Here is an 18091-nt window from a genome sequence, read left to right on the forward strand (position 1 = left end):
GGTCGCGCTCATCGCTCACCCACCCCGATCAGCGACCCCCGAACATCCGCAGCATGTCGCGCGCGAGCTGGTGCGGGGCGGTCTCGCACGGTGCGTGACCCGTCGCGTACACCGCCACCCGAGCGCCGATGCGCTGTGCGTAATCCCGGTGCTGCGCGGTCGGCCACAGGTCCTGCTCGCCGACGGCGATGAGGATCGGGATGCCGAGGCCGGCGATGTCGTCGGCGATGTCGGGCATCGTCATCATGAGACCGACGACGTCATCGATCGCGGGGCGGAGCGTCACCGCGAGGCGCTCGCGCACGAAGGCGATCCGCTGCGGCGGCGTACGGTTCAGGTTGTAGCGGATCCCCCACAGGATCAGTCCGGCCGCGCGGTGCGGCGGCATATCGGAGATCGGGCCGATGTGCTTCACACCGCGGAAGACCTGGCCGGTCGCCGGCGGCGCGGCCATCAGCGTGAGGCTGGCGAACAGCTCAGGCCGCTGCACCATGGCCAATTCGGCCACCAGGCCGGCGAAGCTGTATCCGAGCACATGCACCGGCGCGCTGCCGTCTTCAAGGATCGCGATCAGGTCGTCGACGAAGAGCCGGTAGTCGTAGTGCTCACCGGGCGGATCCAGATTCTGCGGTCCTGCGTCGACGGACTCGTAATGCCCTGCCAGGTCGTACGACTCGACCCGGTAGCCCGCGTCGCGGAAGAGCGGGAACAGGCGCACGAAGTCCTCTTTGGAGCCCGCGACCCCCGAGACGAGCACCACCCGAGGTGCGTCCGGATCCCCGAGTCGCACGCGTGCCAAGAGGCCGCTCGGCGCCGCGAACAGATCGCGCTCGGTCCCCTCCGGAAACACGTGCCAATCGACGTCGAGGATCGCCTGATCCCGCTGCAGCGCTTCGTCCATCGTCGTCATCGCGACGCCGACACTACCGCGATCGCAGCCCGACCAGCTCGTCGGCCCGCGGCGCGTAGTCGATGCGGCCTCCGTCGCCGTCGAACGCCTGGACCGGCCGGTTGGTCGACCAGCGCGGCCATCCTGGATCGCCGGTGCGGACGAATCCCACCCAGGCGGAGTGCATCGCATCGGCGAGGGCCTGCGGTGCGTCGGGGCCTCCCATCGCCAGCGCGTCGGGCGAACCCAGCCTGTCGAAGACGAAGCCCAGTTCCATGCCGTGCGCGGCTCCGAGGCCGTCCACGGGGCTCTGCCAGCGGAACTCGTACACGAACGTCGGCGCCGCCGCATCCGCTCGGCTGTCCGCGAACCGGGTGAGCGGACCCCGCAGCAGCATGTCGGACATGACCTCGCCGAGCACCTCACCAGGAGTCGCCTCGGGCCGCCTGGCGCGGTGCGCACGGACGATCCGGACCGGCACCCGGGCAGCGAGCCGGACGCCGAGACCTGCGCCTGGGCCTCGGCCAGTCCGGCCGGGCTCGCCGACGCGAACCCCGCGCGCGTTGCCGCCAGCCCGAGGCGGCGAGCGATCGCGCGCGTCATCCTGGCGGCCTTGGCCGGCGCCTGCGCGCTGAGCGGACCGCTCTGCAGGATCGCACGGTCGAAGAGCTCGCCCGCGTGCGGGAGCGCGAGGAGGGCGGCCAGCGTTGCCGCGCCCGCGGAGTGGCCCATCACGGTCACCTGACGCGCGTCGCCGCCGAAGGCGCGGATCTCACGCCGCACCCACCGCAGCGCCGCCTGCTGATCGAGCACACCGAGATTGTGCGGCACGTCCTCCAGCACGGCGAAGCCCTCCTGCCCGAGGCGGTACTGGACCGACACGAACACGATCCCGTGCCGGGCGAACGTCGTGCCGTCGTAGGACGGCAGCGCCGCCGCGCCGCGGGTGAGCGCGCCGCCGTGGACGAACACCAGCACCGGCAGTCGGTCCTCGGCCGACCGGTCTGCGGGGGTCCAGACGTTCACCGTGAGGATGTCCTCCCCCGCGATCTCCACGCTCGGCAGGTACCGGCGCAGCGCTCTCGCGTAGGGCGCCTGCGGCGCGGTCGGCCCGAACCGGGTCGCATCGCGCTCGTGCTCCCACGGATCCGGGGGTTGCGGGATCTCGAATCGCCGCGGGCCGAAGGGCGGCGCCGCATACGGGATGCCGAGGTAGCGATCGACCCCGTCGCTGCGTGATCCGCGCAGGGCGCCGGTGGAGACGGAAACAGCGGGGGCGTCGGGCATTCGGGTCTCCTCGGAGCGCATCATCGCGCGCTCCCCAGGATAGGGTGGCGTTCGCCATCATGACCGATCACGCCAGCCCCGCGGCATCCGCCATCCCTGCCGCCTCCGACCGGGGCGCTCGCACGCCGACCGGGTCCGTCAAGGCGGCACGCACCAAGGCCAGAGTGCCTTTCTGGGACAACGCCCGCTTCGCGTGCATCGTGCTCGTGGTGCTGGGCCATGCCGTCCAGCGGCTCACGTACGACTCCGACATCGCCCTCGCGCTGTACCTGGTGATCTACGCGTTCCACATGCCCGCGTTCGCGATCATCTCCGGATACTTCTCCAAGTCGGACGCACCGAGCCGGCGCCAGATGGCCCGCGTGGTGACCGACATCCTGCTGCCCTATCTCATCTTCGAGGGTCTGTGGACCCTCACCAAGTGGATCGTCGAGGGCAGCGCGAATCCGAACCTCACTGAGCCGTCCTGGACGCTGTGGTTCCTGCTGGCCCTTGGGATCTTCCGGCTGGTGCTGCCCTACCTGGCGCTGCTGAGGTGGCCGCTGCTGTGGACGGTGCTGATCTCGATCGGCGCCGGGTACGTGGCCAACATCGACTCCACGCTGTCCCTGTCGCGCACCCTGGGGCTGCTGCCGTTCTTCACCCTCGGCTGGTGGCTGCGGGAGCACGACATCGTCGACCGGCTGCGACTGCTGCGCTCTCGCGCGTGGTGGGTGCCCGTCGTCTCGGTCGCCCTGCTCGGGATCGCCGGCTGGGCAGCCTGGTTCTTCGTGGACGACTGGCGCGCGATGAACCTGCGCGAGTGGCTGTTCTACGACGAGAACTACTCCTCGCTCGGCGGCACGGAGTGGTGGGCCGGGAGCGTGCGGCTCGCGCTGATCGCGGTCGCGCTCGTCCTGAGCTTCGCGTTCTTCGCACTGCTGCCTCGCCGCACCCACTGGTGGACGCACTTCGGCCAGTACACGATGTACGTCTACCTCCTGCATTCCTTCGTGCTGTACCCGTTCCGCGAGACCGGGATCCTGCGCGATGCCGAGCCGACGTGGCTGTGGCTGCCGGTGGTGATCGTCGCGTCGGTGCTGATCGCGCTCGGCCTGGCGACCACGCCGGTGCGCCGCGTGTTCCGGCCCCTGGTCGAGCCGCGGCCGGGATGGCTGTTCGCCGACCCGACGCTCGCCGGACGCGAGGGCAGGCGATCCGACCCCACCGGGTCGCGACGCCCGCGCGAGGTTCCGCGTCCGCCGCGCGCGCACGCCGATCCGCGGCAGAACGGCTGAGCCTTCCGCGCGCTCTCCGCGATCCGATCGTCGGAGGATCAGGCGAACAGCCCTGCGCCGACGAACGAGCCGGCGATCGCCCCCGGCGGGATCGCCCAGATCCCCGACCCGATGTGCCGGATGTACTCGTTCATCGTGTCGGTCGACAGCGCGCGCTGGAGCGTGACGAACTGCTCGGGCGAGCGCTGGTACGACAGGAAGAAGAGGCCGGCATCGAGCCGACCGAGGTCGGTGTTGCCGTCGACGAAGTTGTAGCCGCGACGGAGGATCCGGATGCCGCCGTTGAACTCCGGATGCGCCAGCCGCACGTGGCTCGTGGCGGAGATGAGGGGCGTGCCCGCTGCATCCGTCCTGGCGAAATCGGGCTCGGTGAATTCGTCCCCGCCGGAGAGCGGCGCGCCCTCGCCCTTGTCCCGGCCGATGATCGCGTCCTGCTCCGCGAGTCGCACGCGATCCCAAGACTCGATGATCATGCCGATCTTGCGCGCGACCAGGTACGAACCGCCGGCGAGCCAGGCCGGGGAATCGGATGCCGCGGCCCACACGTACTCGTCGAGGGCGGCCGCATCATCGGAGAGGATGTTCGCCGTGCCGTCCTTGAACCCGAACAGGTTCCGGGGCGTGGCTTGGGCGGCCGTCGTCTTCGACGTCCGGCCGAAACCGAGCTGGGACCAGCGGATCGTGGCCCGGCCGAACGCGATGCGGCTCAGATTGCGGATGGCGTGGACCGCAACCTGCGGGTCATCCGCGCACGCCTGGATGCACAGATCCCCGTTGCTCGCGCCAGGGTCGAGGTCGTCGCCGAGGAAGGCGGGCAGCTTCCGCAGGCCATCCGGGCGCTGCGCCGCGATTCCGTAGCGATCGGTCCCGTCGAGTTCGAAGAGCGTCGGTCCGAAGCCGATCGTGATCGTGAGTCCCGCTGCCGGCAATCCGAGCGCCTCGCCCGTGTCATCCGGCGGCGCCTGCGGCGAACCGAGCACGGCGCCGGTCGCGCTCACCTCGAGGCCCTGGGTCATCCGCGACGCGGCATACGACCAGTCCTGCAGCAGGGAGATCAGGTCGTCGCGGTCGGTGCGCGCCATCATGTCGAACGACGCGAAGTGCAGGTGCTGCTGCACCGGGGTGGTGATGCCGGCCTGGTGCTCCCCGAAGAAGGCGTAGGCGGATGCCGCGCCCTCACGCTCCCGCGAGCGCCCGACGGCGACGCCGGCTGCCGCGCCCGCCCCCGCTCCGAGCGCGATGCCGGCGGCACCGGCGCCGAGCGCGAGGCCGAGCAGCCCGCGGCGCGAAACGCCCTCGGACGCCTCAGAAGGGTCGGTCATCTCACTCCAGAACGGTCACCGTGAGCTGGGACAGCGGCTCGGCCAGTGCGTTGATGAGATCGGTGAGCTCGCGCTTGTCGGCGTCGGTGAGCTCAGGGTAGAAGATGAACCCGTCCGCCAGCGAGCCGTGGGTGGCAAGCGACTCGTCCAGTGCCGCGTAGCCGGCGTCGATCTCCTCGACCAGCGCGGCGCCGTCCTCGCCCTTGGACTCCGCGAAGTCCCGGACCAGGGAGAACGCCATCTTCGATCCTTCGACGTTGGCTGCGAAGTCCCAGAGGTCGGTTCCCGACCACCAGTCCTCCTCGCCGGTGATCTTGCCCGTGGCGACCTCGTCCAGCAGCGCGATCGCGCCGTTGGACAGACCCGCGACACCCTGCTCGTCGAGGGCCGCCTGGAACTCGTCGGAGTGCACGTACTCGTCGAGCTCGGCGACATCCGAGATCAGCTGATCACCGAAGGCGGCGCGCTCGTCCGGCGTCGATGGCGTCCACTCCCGCCATGCGGGCGTCTCGCCGTCGGCGTTCAGCGCGTCCTGCGCGGGAACCCACAGATCCTTCTCGATGCGGTGGAAGCCGGTCCAGTCCAGGCCCTCGGCGACGGCGTCGACCTCGCGGTAGTCGATCTTCGGGTCGAGGTCGCCCAGCGCCTCGGCCACCGGCTCGATGCGCTCGTAGTACGCGCGCACCTGCGGGAACAGCGCCTGCGCCGCCGCGTCGTCCCCGGATTCGTAGGCGGTGACGAGCGCGTCGACCTGCGGCACGAGGTTCTCGACCTGGTCCTTGACGAACGCCGCGTAGAGGTAGACCGCCTGCTGCTTGAGCTCGGCGTCCTCCCCGTCGATGGCGACGGCGTCGCCGTTCACCGTGAACGCCGTGCGACCGACGCCTTCGCCCAGCATGCCGGGCTTGCAGAGGGTGAAGTACTCACCCGGCTGGGCGACGACGGTCAGGGTGCGCGAAGCGCCGGGTGCGATGTTCTCGACTTCGCCGACGATCCGCAGGCCGTCTTCGGCGAGGAGGTAGAACTCGGTCACGTCGGCACCCTCGTTGGTCACATCGAAGGCCAGCGTCCCGCTGGTCGCCGTGCCCGAGGAGACCTCGCACGTGCCGTCGGTGGAGGTGACGGCCAGCGCATCGGAAGCGGCGACGTCGGTCTTGGCGACGCACCCGCTCAGGACGAGCGCAGCGGCGGATGCCGTGGCGAGGGCGGCGAGGATCCGCTTGGTGGTCATGGTGCTCCTTGGGAGGTGATTGGAGAGGGAGATGTGCCGTGATCTGTGCTGGGGGAGACCGCCGGAGCGGGTGCCGGCCGCGGCGGCCGGTGGCGCAGCGCCTTCGCGGCGAAGATGCCGCCGACGATCGCGACGTACAGCGCCCATCCGATGACCTGCAGCCACGACATCTGCGGCATGAAGCCGACGGTCGCCTGCAGGATCGCGGCGAGTGGACTGCCGGGCGGGATCGAGGCGCTCAGGTCGAAGGCCCAGCCGAACGGGAAGGCGCCGATCCCGATGGCGACGGCCCCCGTGACCGGGTCGACCGGCGCGAGCGAGGCGAAGGGGCCGGGCAGCGCGCCGGCCTCCTGCAGGTCGTGGATGCCGTAGGCCAGGACGCCCGCTGCGACGATGATCAGCAGCGCTCCCGTCCAGGTGAAGAAGACGCGCAGGTCGAGCCGCAGCATCCCCCGTGCCAGCAGCCAGCCGAGCGCCACCGCGGTGACCAGTCCGAGCAGCGCGCCCAGGAGTGCGCCGGGCGCGTCGCCGAAGGACTGCACCATCGACCACAGCAGCAGGGTGGTCTCGATGCCCTCGCGGGCCACGGACACGAACCCGATGAGGACGATGCCCCACAGCGTCCCGGCGGCCAGCGCGCGATCGACCTCGCCCTCGAGCGACTTCTTCAGCGTGCGGCCGGCCTTCTGCATCCAGAAGATCATCCACGTCACCATCGCGACCGCGAGCACCGAGAGCCCGCCGCCGATCAGCTCCTGCGCCTCGAAGGTGAGGCTGTACGCGCCGAACGTGAGCACCGCGCCGATGACGAGCGCAAGCCCCGCTGCCAGCCCCACACCGCTCCACAGTCGCGGGAGGACGTCGCGACGACCGACGCGCGTGAGGTAAGCGATCAGGATGCCGACGACAAGCGCGGCTTCGAGGCCTTCACGCAGGCCGATGAGGAAAGTAGCGAGCACGGTTCGATTCGGGTCGGGAGGAGCGAGGCCGGTGCCGACTGCCTCGCCGCGACATCGGGCCGATGGTTAGGCGAACCTCACTAAGCCTCACCTTACCTCCTGTTCCCGGGCGTCGAAAATCGAGTGCTGCGACCGGTGCGGTAATCCAGTGCAACAAAGGCGGCGGATGCCACGGCACTGCCTAGGCTCGCCGAATGAGCGACCTCAACCTGCCGATCCTGGATCTCTCGCTGCTCGACGACGGGCCGGAGGCGGCCGCGGACTTCCGCGACCAGCTGCGTGCGGCCACCCACGACGTCGGATTCTTCTACCTCACCGGCACCGGCATCTCGCCGGAGCTGGAGACGCGCCTGCATCGCGCCGCGCGCGACTTCTTCGCGCTGCCCGAAGCGGACAAGCTCGCCATCGAGAACGTGAACAGCCCGCACTTCCGCGGGTACACGCGGGTCGGGGGCGAGCGCACGCAGGGCAAGGTCGACTGGCGGGAGCAGATCGACATCGGGCCCGAGCGCGCGGCGATCGACGACCCGGAAGCCGCCGACTTCTTCCGGCTCATCGGGCCCAACCTGTGGCCGCAGGCCCAGCCGGAGCTGCAGGACGTCGTCGCCGAGTGGCACGACCACCTCTCCGGTGTGGCCCGCAAGCTGCTGCGCGCCTGGGCGCTGTCGCTCGGAGCGCCGGAGAACTACTTCGACGAGCACTTCGGCGAACCGTCCACGCTCATCAAGATCGTCCGGTATCCGGGCAAGGAGGACCCGACCCCGCAGCAGGGCGTCGGCGCGCACAAGGATTCCGGCGTGCTCACGCTGCTCTGGGTCGAGCCGGGCAAGGGCGGCCTCCAGGTGCAGCGCGACGGAGAGTGGGTCGATGCTCCCCCGGTACCCGGCGCCTTCGTGGTGAACATCGGCGAACTGCTCGAGTACGCAACCCAGGGCTATCTGATCGCGACGAACCACCGCGTGATCTCGCCGAAGTTCCCCGATGACCGCATCTCGGTCCCGTTCTTCTTCAATCCCGCGCTGGACAAGCGCCTGCCGCTGATCGAGTTGCCCGCGGATCTCGCCGCCGAGGCGAAGGGCGTCACACAGGATCCGGGGAACCCGATCCACGCGCTGTACGGCGAGAATGCGCTGAAGTCGCGGCTGCGCGCCCACCCGGACGTGGCCGCGATCCACCACGCCGACCTGGTCGCGGCACGCGCGGCATCCGCCTGATCCTCCCGGCCGCGCCCGGCACGTCGAAGGCCGCCCCACACCGTGGGACGGCCTTCGAGAAGTGCGATATACGCCGGGTGGCGGTGCCTCAGCGGCGGAGCCCCAGACGCTCGATCAACGACCGGTAACGGTTGATGTCGATGTCCTGGAGGTAGCCGAGCAGACGACGGCGCTGACCGACCATCAGGAACAGACCACGACGCGAGTGGTGGTCGTGCTTGTGCTCCTTCAGGTGCTCTGTGAGGTCCTTGATGCGCTGCGTCAGCATCGCGACCTGCACCTCGGGGGATCCGGTGTCACCGGGGTGCGTCGCGTACTCTTCGATGATCGCCTTCTTCGCGTCAGATTCGAGTGGCATAGATGGGATCCCCTTCCTGGTCATTGCGCGGCGCCCGGCACCTGATGTGCGAGCTCTCTTTATCCGCGGCCGATCGAACGGCAACCTGAAGAGTCTACCAGCAGCCTTCCGCTGCGGATAATCGGCTCCTGCCGGGAGATAGCCTCGGAGGATGCTCCTCCAGCGGTACCGCTCGTGATGGCGCGCCTCAGGCGCGATCACTTCATCGACCTGAGCCCGTTCCGGGCATCCCCGGCGTTCACGCGCATGTGGATAGGCTCGACGTTGGCCGGCCTCGGTGGCCAGCTGACCCTCGTCGCCATCATGCTGCACATGTACGACCTGACCCGCTCGACCTTCGCGGTGTCGATGATCGCCGTGGCCGGTCTGCTGCCGATGGTCTTCGCCGGGCTCTACGGAGGAATGCTCGCCGACGCGTTCGATCGCCGCCGGGTCGCGCTCATCGCCGCGACGATCACCTTCGCATCCACGGTCCTGCTCGCCGCCCTGGCCTGGGGCCAGTTGGAGACGGTGTGGTGGCTGTACGCCCTCAGCATCGTCAACTCCGCCGCGAACACCGTGGTCCTGGCCACCCGCCAGGCGATCGTGCCCCGCCTCATCCCCCGCGAACTGCTGCCCGCCGCGTCGGCCCTCAACGGCATCACTTTCGGGATCATGGTGATGGTCGGTCCGGCGCTGGCCGGGGTGCTGGTCGCAGTGGCCGGGTACGCCTGGACCTACTCCGTCGACGTGGTCCTGATGACCTCGCTGTTCCTCGGGCTCTGGACGCTCCCGAGCATCAAGCCAGAGGGCGTGATCGTGCGCCCGGGCCTGGAGTCCCTCCGCGACGGCTGGCGGTTCCTGAAGCGGGCCTCGAACATCCGCCTCCAGTTCATCCTCGACATCATCGCGATGACCTTCGGCCAGCCGCTGGCGCTGCTGCCCGCCGTCGGAGCGGTACTCCTCGGCGGAGGACCCATCACCACCGGCATCCTCACCGCATCGGTCGCCGTCGGCGCCTTCTTCTCGAGCCTGTTCTCGGGGCCGACCGGTCGCGTCCGTCGGCACGGACTGGCCATCGAGCGGGCCATCCTCCTCTACGGCGCTGCGATCGCCGCGTTCGGGCTCGTGCTGGCCGCCGCCGCACTCGGGTGGTTCGCGCCGGCGACCGTGGACGAGGTGACACCGAACATCCCCCTCATCGTCGTCGCCGCGCTGATGCTCGCCGTCTCCGGAGCCGCAGACAACATCAGCTCGATCTTCCGCAACACGATGATGCAGGCCGCCGTGCCCGACGCGATCCGCGGGCGCCTCCAGGGCGTGTTCATCGTCGTCGTGGCCGGCGGACCACGCCTCGGCGCCCTCTACGTCGGCACCCTCGCAACACTCACCGCCCTGTGGTTCCCGCCGCTGCTGGGCGGCTTCCTGATCATCGGACTGGTCGGGGTGCTGGTGCGCCTGAGCCCACGGTTCCGCGCGTACGATTCGGAGTTCCCCGAGCCGTGATCGGCGCAGTCGGACCGACGAGCATCGGCGGATTTCGGACGCGGCATCGCAGATCACCTCAGCGGGCCCGCACCCGCGACTAGAGTCGCCGCGTGCCCCAGACCTCACCGCCCGCCGCGATCGATCGCGTACCGTCGTCGGTCTCGGTCACCATCCAGTTCGTCCTGTGCGGAGTGATCTGGGGCTCGAGCTTCCTGTTCATGAAGGTCGCCCTGGGTGGGATCTCGCCGGGGCAGGTCGCCTGGTCCCGTCTGGTGCTCGGCGGGCTCACGCTCGGGCTCTTCGTGCTGGTACGCCGAGACGTCCTCCCCCGCCGGCTGAAGATCTGGCTGCACATGACGGTGCTCGCCGTGACGTTCTGCGTCGTGCCGTTCCTGCTGTTCTCGTGGGCGCAGCAGCACGTGACCTCGGGCCTTACCAGCATCTACAACGCCACGACGCCGATCATGACGGCCGTGATGGCAGGGGTGTTCTTCCGCGTCGAGAAGCTCAGGCCGGTGCAGATCGCCGGCATCCTCGTCGGGATCCTCGGCGTGATGGTGATCATCGCCCCCTGGCAGGGGCTGGATCTCAGCCAGAGCCTGGTCGCCCAGTTCGCGATCCTCGGCGCGACGGCCTGCTACGGCTTCAGCCTCGCGTACATGCGCAGGTTCGTCTCGAACACCGGCATGAGCGCGCTGGTGTTCTCGTTCCTGAACATCGGGATCGCCGCGGCCATCATGATCGTCCTCACTCCCGTGCTCGTCCTCCAGCCCGTCATCCTGGATCCGTGGATCGTCGGCAGCGTCCTGCTGCTGGGCTGCCTCGGTACCGGCGTCGCCTATATCTGGAACCAGAACGCGCTTCGTGCGTGGGGCCCGACGCGGGCCTCGACGGTCACCTACATCACGCCGGTCGTCGGCGTGGCGCTGGGCACCATCATCCTCGGCGAGGCCCTCAGCTGGAACGAGCCGGTCGGAGCGCTCGTGGTGTTCCTCGGGATCCTGCTCGCGCAGAACCGCATCCGGTTGCGCCGCCGGGCCCCGGTCGCGGCGCCCTGAGACGACGAGGGGGCGGATGCCGCAGCATCCGCCCCCTCTTCGTCTCGGCGCGCTCAGGCCTGGTGCGCACCCTGCAGGTCGAGCTCGATGGTGACGTCCTTGCCGACGAGCACGCCGCCGGTCTCGAGCGCGGCGTTCCAGGTGAGGCCGAAGTCTTCGCGGTTGATGACCGTCTTGGCGGTCGCGCCGGCCTTGTAGTTGCCCCACGGGTCGGAACCGAAGCCGCCGAAGTCGACGTCGAACGTGACCGGCTTGGTGGTGCCGTGGATCGTGAGATCGCCGTCGACGAGGAATTCGCCCTTCTCGATGCGCACGCCGGTGGAGACGAAGTCGATCGTCGGGTAGTTCTCGACGTCGAAGAAGTCGGCCGAGCGCAGGTGGGCGTCGCGGCCCTCGTCCTTGGTGGACAGCGAGGTCGCGTCGACCTGTGCCGTCAGGCTCGCCTCCAGCGGGTTCTCCGGAGCGGTGAGCGTCGCGCTCTTGATGTCGAAGTGTCCGCGGACCTTCGAGATCATCATGTGGCGCACGACGAAGCCCACCTCGCTGTGCGCGGGGTCGAGCACCCAGGTGCCGGCCTTGTAGCCGGGAACGTCGATCGTGGTCGTGTCAGTCATGGTGATCCTTCGTGTGAGGGGGCCGGCGGAGCGGCGGGTTCTCGGTGTCCAACGCGAACGCCGTGACGATCTATTCCCATGAATAGGAAAAATCCCCCAGAACGATGGATGGACGGCACAAGAGAAGGGGCGGATGCCGCAGCATCCGCCCCTTCTCCGAGTGACGGGAGGACTCAGCCGACCTTCAGCAGGTCGATGATGAAGATGAGCGTCTTGCCGCCGAGGAAGTGTCCGCCGGGAGGGCCGTACGCCAGCGCGGGCGGGATCACGAGTTCGCGGCGACCGCCGACCTTCATACCGGGGATGCCATCCTGCCAGCCCTGGATGAGGCCGCGCAGCGGGAACTGGATGCTCTCCCCGCGGCCCCAGGAGGAATCGAACTCCTCGCCGCTCTCGTACTCGACACCGGCGTAGTGCACGGTCACGGTGTCGCCGGGCTTCGCCTCATCACCGTCTCCGACGATCAGGTCGCGGATGACGAGCTCGGTGGGAGCCGGACCCTGCGGAGCGTCGAACTCGGGCTTCGTGCGGTTCTCAGTCATGAGTCCATCCAACCCGAGGCGGCGTGCCGGGTCAACGCGAGCCCTCCCGAGGCGGTCGAGGCTTGACACACCGCACCGCCCTGGGCATCCTGGGGACAGGCCGACTCAGCGCCCGGAAGCTACGCAGGCATTGCCGCGACTCCGGGCGCTGAGTTCTCAACCGGCGAAGATCTCTGCTCGCGCCGCCGTGGTCCGCGTCAGCAGGACCGCCTCGTCCTCGCGCGCCTTGGGGTCGCGGCCGGTGATCGCACGCTGCCGGGCGGCGGCCAGAGCGGTGGCGTCGGTGATGAACCTCTTCATCACGTCGGTGCGATCGCCCCCGACGCTGCGCGCCCAACGCAGGCCGGCTCTCCGCCCCGCCGGTGTGGCCAGCATGTCCACCTCCTGTGGCGTGAACCACCCCGCCGCCGCGTAGTCCGCCAGGCGTGCACGAGTGACCCGCGCCTCCTCGCGCCGCAGCGCGATGATGCCGAGGATGAAGCCGACGAACAGCGGCACCTGGAGCACCAGGTAGAGCCCGAAGAAGTCGCCGAAGACCGCCGACCCGTTCCAGATCGCGTGGAGTGCGATCGCCCCGACCATGCCGAGCAGCCATGGTCCGACCGCGCGCCCCGCCGAGGCTCCCCGTCGCGCGGCGAGGCCGAGGGCGAAGCCGGTCACGCTCGTGAACATGACGTGGGCGAACGGCGAGAGGATGCCGCGCACGAAGAACGTCGCGGAGGTGTCGGCGATCCCGCCTTCCAGGAAGCTGATCGCGAAGTACTGGATGTTCTCGGTGAAGGCGAACCCCGCACCGACGAGGGCGCCGTACACGATGCCGTCGATCGGCCCGTCGAACGCGCGGCGGGCGGTCAGGAAGATCAGATAGACCCCGAGTCCCTTGGCGAACTCCTCGACGATCGGCGCCTGCACCACCGCGGTGAACGCGTCGCGCATCGGCGAGTCGTCCACCCCGAACGCGATCGCGATGGCGAGGTCGACGCCCAGGGCGATGCCGACGGCGGCGATCGCCCCCCACGCGACGGCGATGATGAGCAGGCTTCGCGGTTCCGGTTCCCAGCGGTCGACGATGCCGACCGCGATCAGCACGCCCGCCAGCGGGATCAGCGCGAGCACCATGCCGATGATCGAGGCGCCCGGCCCGATGGCGTTCAGGAAGTAGCCCACCAGGCCGACCAGGACCAGGACCAGGACGCCTGCCATCCAGATGGGTGCGGTGCGGCCGGCACGTGGAGGCACCGGCAGCGGAGCCGGCGACGCCGCCGCGGCGGCGATCGGCGCTCCCTGGGCCTGGCGAGGCTGTGCGAGGGCCGACGCGAACCCGGGATCACTCGTCATGCGCACAGCCTAGGGGCGCGCGACGCACGGAACGCCGCATCCGGGTAGCGTGAAGGGATGCGCTTCGCCCACGTGACCTCTGCGAGGTCGGATGAGCCGCGTCTGGTCCTCGTCCGCGACGAGTCCGCCCTGTTCGTCGACGAGCTGTTCGCCGGAGCTCCGCGCGTGCTCGAACAGCTGATCGCCGGTGGCGACGATCTCCTGCAGCGGGTCCGGGATGCCTCCGACACGTCCGACGCCGCCCGGTCGTGGCATCCGCTCTCGGACTTCTTTTTCGCCTCGGCCGTGCTGACTCCTCCCGTCATCCTGGCGATCGGGCTGAACTACGCCGCGCACTCGAGCGAGCTGGGTCTGAAGACCGACTCCACGCCGACGGTCTTCGTCCTGTGGCCCAACTCGCTCAGCGCCCACGAGGCGACGACATCGTGGCCGCGCGCGCTCAGCGAGTCCATCGACTACGAGGCGGAGCTCGGCGTGATCATCGGCACACCGGCGAAGGACGTCTCCCCCGAAGACGCGCTCGATCATGTGTGGGGCTACACCGTGGTCAACGACATCACCGCGCGCGACATCCAGTACTCCGAGGCGCAGTGGTCGCGGTGCAAGTCGTTCGACGGCTTCACTCCGACAGGCCCGTTCGTCGTCACCGCCGACGAGATCCCCGACCCGCAGCATCTGCACATCTGGACCGTCCTGGACGGCCACACGCTGCAGGACGCCTCCACCGCGCAGATGGTGCGTCCGGTGGCGACACTGATCGCGCATCTGTCGCGAGCGGCGACCTTGCTGCCGGGCACGCTGATCTCCACCGGGAGCCCCGGTGGCGCCGGCTATTCGCGCGATCCGCAGATCTTCCTGCGGGACCGCTCGACGGTCACGGTCGGCATCGACGGCATCGGCGCGCTCACCACGCACTGCCGGATCCTCGGCTGAGCCGCCACGAACGACGCGTGCCTCGCCGCGGAGGCGGCGAGGCACGCATCGACGTCGATCAGATCAGGGGGTGGTCTGGATCGTCGAGCAGTCCACGGAGACGCCCTGCACGGTGACCACGCCGGAGAAGTCCACAGCCTCGCAGGCGCGCAGGGCTTCGCTCGCGAATCCGCCGGCTGCCACGAGCGCACCGACCACGATGATCGTGACGATGATGCCGATCACGAACAGCACGGCGCCGACGATGATCGCGGCGACGGCGGGGCCGTTCTTGTAGCCCGCCTTCTTGCTCTGCACGAGGGCGACGATGCCGAGGATCAGGCCGATCACGTTCGCGAAGATCGCGACGATCAGGGCCACGATGCCCAGTGTCTTGCCCGGGATCGTGGGAGCGGCCGGGGCGCCGTAGGGCGCCGGCGGCGCGGACGGATAGGCCTCGGGCGCGGCGGGCGGAGCGTCGTACGCGGGCGGCGGCACGGGTGCGCCCGAGGCGGGCGGCGGTACGGGTGCGGCGGGGTTCTGGGGATCGGTCACGATCAGTCCTCTCGTCAGGGCGTGATCACGACGCTAGCGGCCACCGGCGACCGGCGGCAACGGGAACCGCCTCAGATGTCGTCGGTGTCCTCGCGGGCGACGACCAGGTTCTCGGCCGCCTGCACGATGGGGATCGCGGCCGTGATCGCCTCCAGCCCGGACAGGCGCGCCGGTGAGAGCTGCTTGAGGACCTCGTCGCGCGACATCAGCCCGGCCTCGACGACCAGGTCCGCCACGTTGCGACCGGTCAACAGGGCGGTCTTGGCCAGGGCCGCGGATTCGGCGTAGCCGATGAACGGGGTGAGCGCCGTGACGACGCCCACCGATGCGCCGACCATCGCGCCGAGCCGCTCCCGGTTGGCGGTGATGCCGTCGATGCAGTTCACGCGCAGCGTGTGCATCCCGCGGCGCATCCAGGTGATCGACTGGAAGATCGAGTGGGCGATGATCGGCTCGAACGCGTTCAGCTGGAGCTGGCCGGCCTCCACCGCCATGGTGACCGTCAGGTCGGCCCCGGCGACGGCGAAGGCGACCTGGTTGACCACCTCGGGGATCACGGGGTTGACCTTGCCGGGCATGATGCTGGACCCTGCCTGCCGCGGCGGCAGGTTGATCTCGCCGAACCCCGCCTGCGGACCGGAGGAGAGCAGGCGCAGGTCGTTGCAGATCTTCGACAGCTTGATCGCGTTGCGCTTGAGCGACGAGGAGAACGACATGAACGACCCGGTGTCGCTGGTCGCTTCGACCAGATCGTCGGCCATCGCGAGATCCAGTCCCGTGATCTCCCGCAGGTGCCGCAGGACCGCGGCACCGTAGGTGGGGTGAGCGGTGATCCCGGTGCCGATCGCCGTCGCGCCCATGTTGATCTCGTACAGCAGGTAGGCGTTCTCGGTGAGGCGCTGATGGTCGTAGCCCAGCGTCGTGGCGAATCCATGGAATTCCTGGCCGAGCGTCATGGGCACGGCATCCTGCAGCTGGGTTCGACCCACCTTGAGGATGTCGTGGAACTCCACCGCCTTCGCGAGGAACGACTTGCGCAGCAGGTCGAGCTCGTCCAGAAGGGTCAACAGGTCCAGGCTCAGGCCGACCTTGACCGCGGTCGGGTAGACGTCGTTGGTCGACTGGCTCCGGTTGGTGTCGTCGATGGGCGAGAGGAACGCGTAATCGCCCTTGGGGCGCCCGGCGAGTTCGAGCGCGATGTTGGTGATGACCTCGTTCGCGTTCATGTTGGTCGAGGTGCCGGCGCCGCCCTGCACGACGCCGACGATGAACTGATCGTGGTACTCGCCGTCGATGACCAGCTGCGAGGCGCGATCGATGAGCTCGGCCTTTTCGGCCGACAGGGCGCCGATCTCCCGATTCGCACGGGCCGATGCCTGCTTGACCATCGCGAGCGCGCGAACCAGGTCCTTGTAGACCGAGATGGGCCGCTTGCTGACCGGGAAGTTCTCCAGCGCGCGGGCGGTGTGGATCCCCCAGTACGCGTCGGCCGGGATCTCCAGGGATCCGAGTGAATCGGTTTCGGTGCGTGTGCGCGTCATTGCGTCCAGAGCCATGTGGGAGTCCTTGTGGGTCGGTCACGGCGAGGTGAGGGGATCCCTCGACACTACTCGCGCGTCCTCCCGCGGCATCCCTCCACCGTGGACAAACCCGAGTCGCGGACTGTACGCCGTGGCGCACAGTCCGCGACTCACCAGATCAGCGGTTGAGGGGCGTCATGTCGGCGTAGCGATCGCCCGCTGCCGGCTCGAGCGTGTCCAGCGTCGCGAGCTGGTCCGCGGTGAGCTGGACAGCATCGGCGCCGACGTTCTCCTCCAACGCGACGATCCGGCGCGTCCCCGGGATGGGGGCGATGTCATCGCCCTGCGCCAGCAGCCAGGCGAGGGCGACCTGCGCGGGTGTCGCCTCGACCTCTCGGGCGACAGCGGTCACCTGGTCGACGATCGCCAGATTCGCATCGAGGTTGCCGTCGGCGAAGCGCGGGTTGGCCTTGCGGAAATCCGAGTCGTCCAGCTGATCGAGCGAACGGATCGCTCCCGTGAGGAAACCGCGCCCGAGCGGCGAGTACGGCACGAACCCGATGCCCAGTTCGCGGACCGTCGGCAGGATCTGCGCTTCGGGATCGCGGCTCCAGAGCGAGTACTCGGTCTGCACCGCGGTCACCGGGTGCACCGCGTGGGCGCGGCGGATGGTCGCGGGAGCCGCCTCCGACAGTCCGTAGTGCCGGATCTTCCCCTCGGCGATGAGCTCGGCGAGCGCGCCGACCGTCTCCTCGATCGGAGTCCCCGGGTCCATCCGGTGCTGGTAGTACAGGTCGATGTAGTCGGTTCCGAGGCGCTGGAGCGACCCCTCGACGGAGAGCCGCACGTTCGCCGGGCTGCCGTCCAATCCGCGCTCCCCGTCGCCGCGGTGCAGGATCGTGCCGAACTTCGTGGCGATCACCACTTCGTCGCGCCGACCCGCGATCGCGCGAGCGAGGAGCTCCTCGTTCAGATACGGGCCGTAGAACTCTGCGGTGTCCAGGAAGGTGACGCCGAGTTCGAGCGCGCGGTGGATCGTTCGGATCGAGCCTTCGTCGTCCTGGGCGGCGCCGGTGTAGAACGCGCTCATTCCCATGAGTCCGAGGCCGATGCGGCCGATGACGGGTCCGGCGGCGCCGAGAGTGATGTGCTTCATGCTGAGGTGGCTTTCTGCTCGTAAAGGGCGATCTTGATGTCGATGGCAGCCAGGCTCGCGGTGGTCTCCTCGAGCCGACGGAGCACCGCGATGCGGTGGCGGACCAGCAGCTCGCGGCGCGCGTCGATCGTCTCGTCACCACGACGGACCAGATCGGTGTATTCGCGGACGGTCGCGATGGGCATGCCGGTGGAGCGGAGGCGGGTGAGGAACTGCACCCACCCGATGTCGGATTCGGTGTAGCGGCGGTGGGTCGAGGATGCCCGATCGATCGGATCGAGCATCAAGCCCGCGCGCTCGTAGTAGCGCAGGGTGTGGGTGGACAGTCCGGTGGCGGCTGCAGCCTCGGAGATGGCGACGCCGACGGAGATGAGGGTCATGAGCCCACGGTA

General features: G+C 69.3%; 18 protein-coding genes and 1 pseudogene. 5 read left to right on the plus strand and 14 right to left on the minus strand.

Annotated features, from left to right (window positions below):
• Window positions 1-28: 28 nt before the first annotated feature.
• The 3 genes and pseudogenes from BLT19_RS14545 to BLT19_RS18025 form a co-directional block, all read right to left on the minus strand.
• Window positions 29-910 (minus strand): alpha/beta fold hydrolase, encoded by an 882-nt coding sequence (locus BLT19_RS14545; RefSeq protein WP_091491676.1) that lies wholly within the window; start codon window positions 908-910, stop codon window positions 29-31.
• A 13-nt stretch (window positions 911-923) separates the two neighbouring features.
• Entirely contained in the window at window positions 924-1295 is a 372-nt protein-coding gene (locus BLT19_RS18020) for a carboxylesterase family protein (RefSeq protein WP_331710714.1), read from the minus strand.
• 218 nt (window positions 1296-1513) lie between these two features.
• Window positions 1514-2200: pseudogene (locus tag BLT19_RS18025) on the minus strand (carboxylesterase family protein); the annotation flags it as partial.
• A gap of 35 nt (window positions 2201-2235) precedes the next feature.
• On the opposite strand from BLT19_RS18025, the gene BLT19_RS14555 reads away from it, so the two are divergent.
• Window positions 2236-3453: an acyltransferase family protein gene (locus BLT19_RS14555; protein WP_091494105.1), complete on the plus strand. Its 1218-nt coding sequence runs from the start codon at window positions 2236-2238 to the stop codon at window positions 3451-3453.
• Between the two features lie 38 nt (window positions 3454-3491).
• Here the strand turns inward: BLT19_RS14555 and efeB are convergent, their stop codons facing one another.
• The 3 genes from efeB to efeU are packed head-to-tail and all read right to left on the minus strand — an operon-like array spanning window position 3492 to window position 6965.
• On the minus strand, window positions 3492-4775 hold the full coding sequence (gene efeB / locus BLT19_RS14560) for an iron uptake transporter deferrochelatase/peroxidase subunit (RefSeq protein ID WP_091491679.1): 1284 nt from the start codon (window positions 4773-4775) through the stop codon (window positions 3492-3494).
• Window position 4776: 1 nt separating this feature from the next.
• A complete protein-coding gene (gene efeO / locus BLT19_RS14565; protein WP_091491682.1) occupies window positions 4777-6006 on the minus strand; it encodes an iron uptake system protein EfeO in 1230 nt (409 codons plus the stop codon).
• On the minus strand, window positions 6003-6965 hold the full coding sequence (gene efeU, locus BLT19_RS14570) for an iron uptake transporter permease EfeU (protein WP_091491684.1): 963 nt from the start codon (window positions 6963-6965) through the stop codon (window positions 6003-6005). The genes efeO and efeU overlap by 4 nt, the downstream gene beginning before the upstream one ends.
• A 194-nt stretch (window positions 6966-7159) precedes the next feature.
• Between efeU and BLT19_RS14575 the strand changes: the two genes are divergently transcribed.
• Entirely contained in the window at window positions 7160-8179 is a 1020-nt protein-coding gene (locus BLT19_RS14575) for an isopenicillin N synthase family dioxygenase (RefSeq protein ID WP_091491686.1), read from the plus strand.
• A gap of 88 nt (window positions 8180-8267) precedes the next feature.
• On the opposite strand, the gene rpsO is transcribed toward BLT19_RS14575, so the two are convergent.
• Window positions 8268-8537 carry a 30S ribosomal protein S15 gene (gene rpsO, locus BLT19_RS14580; RefSeq protein ID WP_056121136.1) on the minus strand — a complete coding sequence of 90 codons (270 nt, stop codon included), beginning with the start codon at window positions 8535-8537 and terminating at the stop codon, window positions 8268-8270.
• Between the two features lie 177 nt (window positions 8538-8714).
• On the opposite strand from rpsO, the gene BLT19_RS14585 reads away from it, so the two are divergent.
• On the plus strand, window positions 8715-10022 hold the full coding sequence (locus BLT19_RS14585; protein WP_091491688.1) for an MFS transporter: 1308 nt from the start codon (window positions 8715-8717) through the stop codon (window positions 10020-10022).
• 92 nt (window positions 10023-10114) lie between these two features.
• Entirely contained in the window at window positions 10115-11062 is a 948-nt protein-coding gene (locus BLT19_RS14590) for a DMT family transporter (protein ID WP_091491691.1), read from the plus strand.
• A 53-nt stretch (window positions 11063-11115) separates the two neighbouring features.
• Here the strand turns inward: BLT19_RS14590 and BLT19_RS14595 are convergent, their stop codons facing one another.
• The 3 genes from BLT19_RS14595 to BLT19_RS14605 all read right to left on the minus strand — a co-directional run bounded on the left by BLT19_RS14595 (window position 11116) and on the right by BLT19_RS14605 (window position 13556).
• A complete protein-coding gene (locus tag BLT19_RS14595) occupies window positions 11116-11676 on the minus strand; it encodes a YceI family protein (RefSeq protein ID WP_091491694.1) in 561 nt (186 codons plus the stop codon).
• A gap of 173 nt (window positions 11677-11849) precedes the next feature.
• Window positions 11850-12218, minus strand: a complete 369-nt coding sequence (locus BLT19_RS14600; protein ID WP_091491697.1) for an FKBP-type peptidyl-prolyl cis-trans isomerase — start codon at window positions 12216-12218, stop codon at window positions 11850-11852.
• A gap of 156 nt (window positions 12219-12374) precedes the next feature.
• Window positions 12375-13556 (minus strand): PrsW family intramembrane metalloprotease, encoded by a 1182-nt coding sequence (locus BLT19_RS14605; RefSeq protein ID WP_091491700.1) that lies wholly within the window; start codon window positions 13554-13556, stop codon window positions 12375-12377.
• A gap of 57 nt (window positions 13557-13613) precedes the next feature.
• Between BLT19_RS14605 and BLT19_RS14610 the strand changes: the two genes are divergently transcribed.
• On the plus strand, window positions 13614-14489 hold the full coding sequence (locus BLT19_RS14610) for a fumarylacetoacetate hydrolase family protein (RefSeq protein WP_091491703.1): 876 nt from the start codon (window positions 13614-13616) through the stop codon (window positions 14487-14489).
• 63 nt (window positions 14490-14552) lie between these two features.
• Here the strand turns inward: BLT19_RS14610 and BLT19_RS14615 are convergent, their stop codons facing one another.
• From BLT19_RS14615 to BLT19_RS14630, 4 genes are all read right to left on the minus strand, one after another.
• Window positions 14553-15023: a hypothetical protein gene (locus tag BLT19_RS14615; protein WP_091491705.1), complete on the minus strand. Its 471-nt coding sequence runs from the start codon at window positions 15021-15023 to the stop codon at window positions 14553-14555.
• 71 nt (window positions 15024-15094) lie between these two features.
• Window positions 15095-16579: an aspartate ammonia-lyase gene (locus BLT19_RS14620; RefSeq protein ID WP_091491707.1), complete on the minus strand. Its 1485-nt coding sequence runs from the start codon at window positions 16577-16579 to the stop codon at window positions 15095-15097.
• A 142-nt stretch (window positions 16580-16721) separates the two neighbouring features.
• Window positions 16722-17699, minus strand: a complete 978-nt coding sequence (locus BLT19_RS14625; RefSeq protein ID WP_091491708.1) for an aldo/keto reductase — start codon at window positions 17697-17699, stop codon at window positions 16722-16724.
• Entirely contained in the window at window positions 17696-18079 is a 384-nt protein-coding gene (locus BLT19_RS14630; RefSeq protein ID WP_091491709.1) for a MerR family transcriptional regulator, read from the minus strand. The genes BLT19_RS14625 and BLT19_RS14630 overlap by 4 nt, the downstream gene beginning before the upstream one ends.
• Window positions 18080-18091: the final 12 nt, after the last annotated feature.

It is taken from the genome of Microbacterium pygmaeum (assembly GCF_900100885.1).
GTDB classification, from domain to species: domain Bacteria; phylum Actinomycetota; class Actinomycetes; order Actinomycetales; family Microbacteriaceae; genus Microbacterium; species Microbacterium pygmaeum.

What these genes read in the sequence shown, in the direction of transcription:
- BLT19_RS14605 (WP_091491700.1), bottom strand. Translation starts at nt 13,556, where the DNA reads ATGACGAGTGATCCCGGGTTCGCGTCGGCCCTCGCACAGCCTCGCCAG.
- BLT19_RS14595 (WP_091491694.1), bottom strand. Translation starts at nt 11,676, where the DNA reads ATGACTGACACGACCACGATCGACGTTCCCGGCTACAAGGCCGGCACC.
- BLT19_RS14620 (WP_091491707.1), bottom strand. Translation starts at nt 16,579, where the DNA reads ATGGCTCTGGACGCAATGACGCGCACACGCACCGAAACCGATTCACTC.
- rpsO (WP_056121136.1), bottom strand. Translation starts at nt 8,537, where the DNA reads ATGCCACTCGAATCTGACGCGAAGAAGGCGATCATCGAAGAGTACGCG.
- BLT19_RS14575 (WP_091491686.1), top strand. Translation starts at nt 7,160, where the DNA reads ATGAGCGACCTCAACCTGCCGATCCTGGATCTCTCGCTGCTCGACGAC.
- BLT19_RS14555 (WP_091494105.1), top strand. Translation starts at nt 2,236, where the DNA reads ATGACCGATCACGCCAGCCCCGCGGCATCCGCCATCCCTGCCGCCTCC.
- BLT19_RS14600 (WP_091491697.1), bottom strand. Translation starts at nt 12,218, where the DNA reads ATGACTGAGAACCGCACGAAGCCCGAGTTCGACGCTCCGCAGGGTCCG.
- BLT19_RS14625 (WP_091491708.1), bottom strand. Translation starts at nt 17,699, where the DNA reads ATGAAGCACATCACTCTCGGCGCCGCCGGACCCGTCATCGGCCGCATC.
- efeB (WP_091491679.1), bottom strand. Translation starts at nt 4,775, where the DNA reads ATGACCGACCCTTCTGAGGCGTCCGAGGGCGTTTCGCGCCGCGGGCTG.
- BLT19_RS14545 (WP_091491676.1), bottom strand. Translation starts at nt 910, where the DNA reads ATGACGACGATGGACGAAGCGCTGCAGCGGGATCAGGCGATCCTCGAC.
- BLT19_RS14585 (WP_091491688.1), top strand. Translation starts at nt 8,715, where the DNA reads ATGGCGCGCCTCAGGCGCGATCACTTCATCGACCTGAGCCCGTTCCGG.
- BLT19_RS14610 (WP_091491703.1), top strand. Translation starts at nt 13,614, where the DNA reads ATGCGCTTCGCCCACGTGACCTCTGCGAGGTCGGATGAGCCGCGTCTG.
- efeO (WP_091491682.1), bottom strand. Translation starts at nt 6,006, where the DNA reads ATGACCACCAAGCGGATCCTCGCCGCCCTCGCCACGGCATCCGCCGCT.
- BLT19_RS18020 (WP_331710714.1), bottom strand. Translation starts at nt 1,295, where the DNA reads ATGTCCGACATGCTGCTGCGGGGTCCGCTCACCCGGTTCGCGGACAGC.
- BLT19_RS14630 (WP_091491709.1), bottom strand. Translation starts at nt 18,079, where the DNA reads ATGACCCTCATCTCCGTCGGCGTCGCCATCTCCGAGGCTGCAGCCGCC.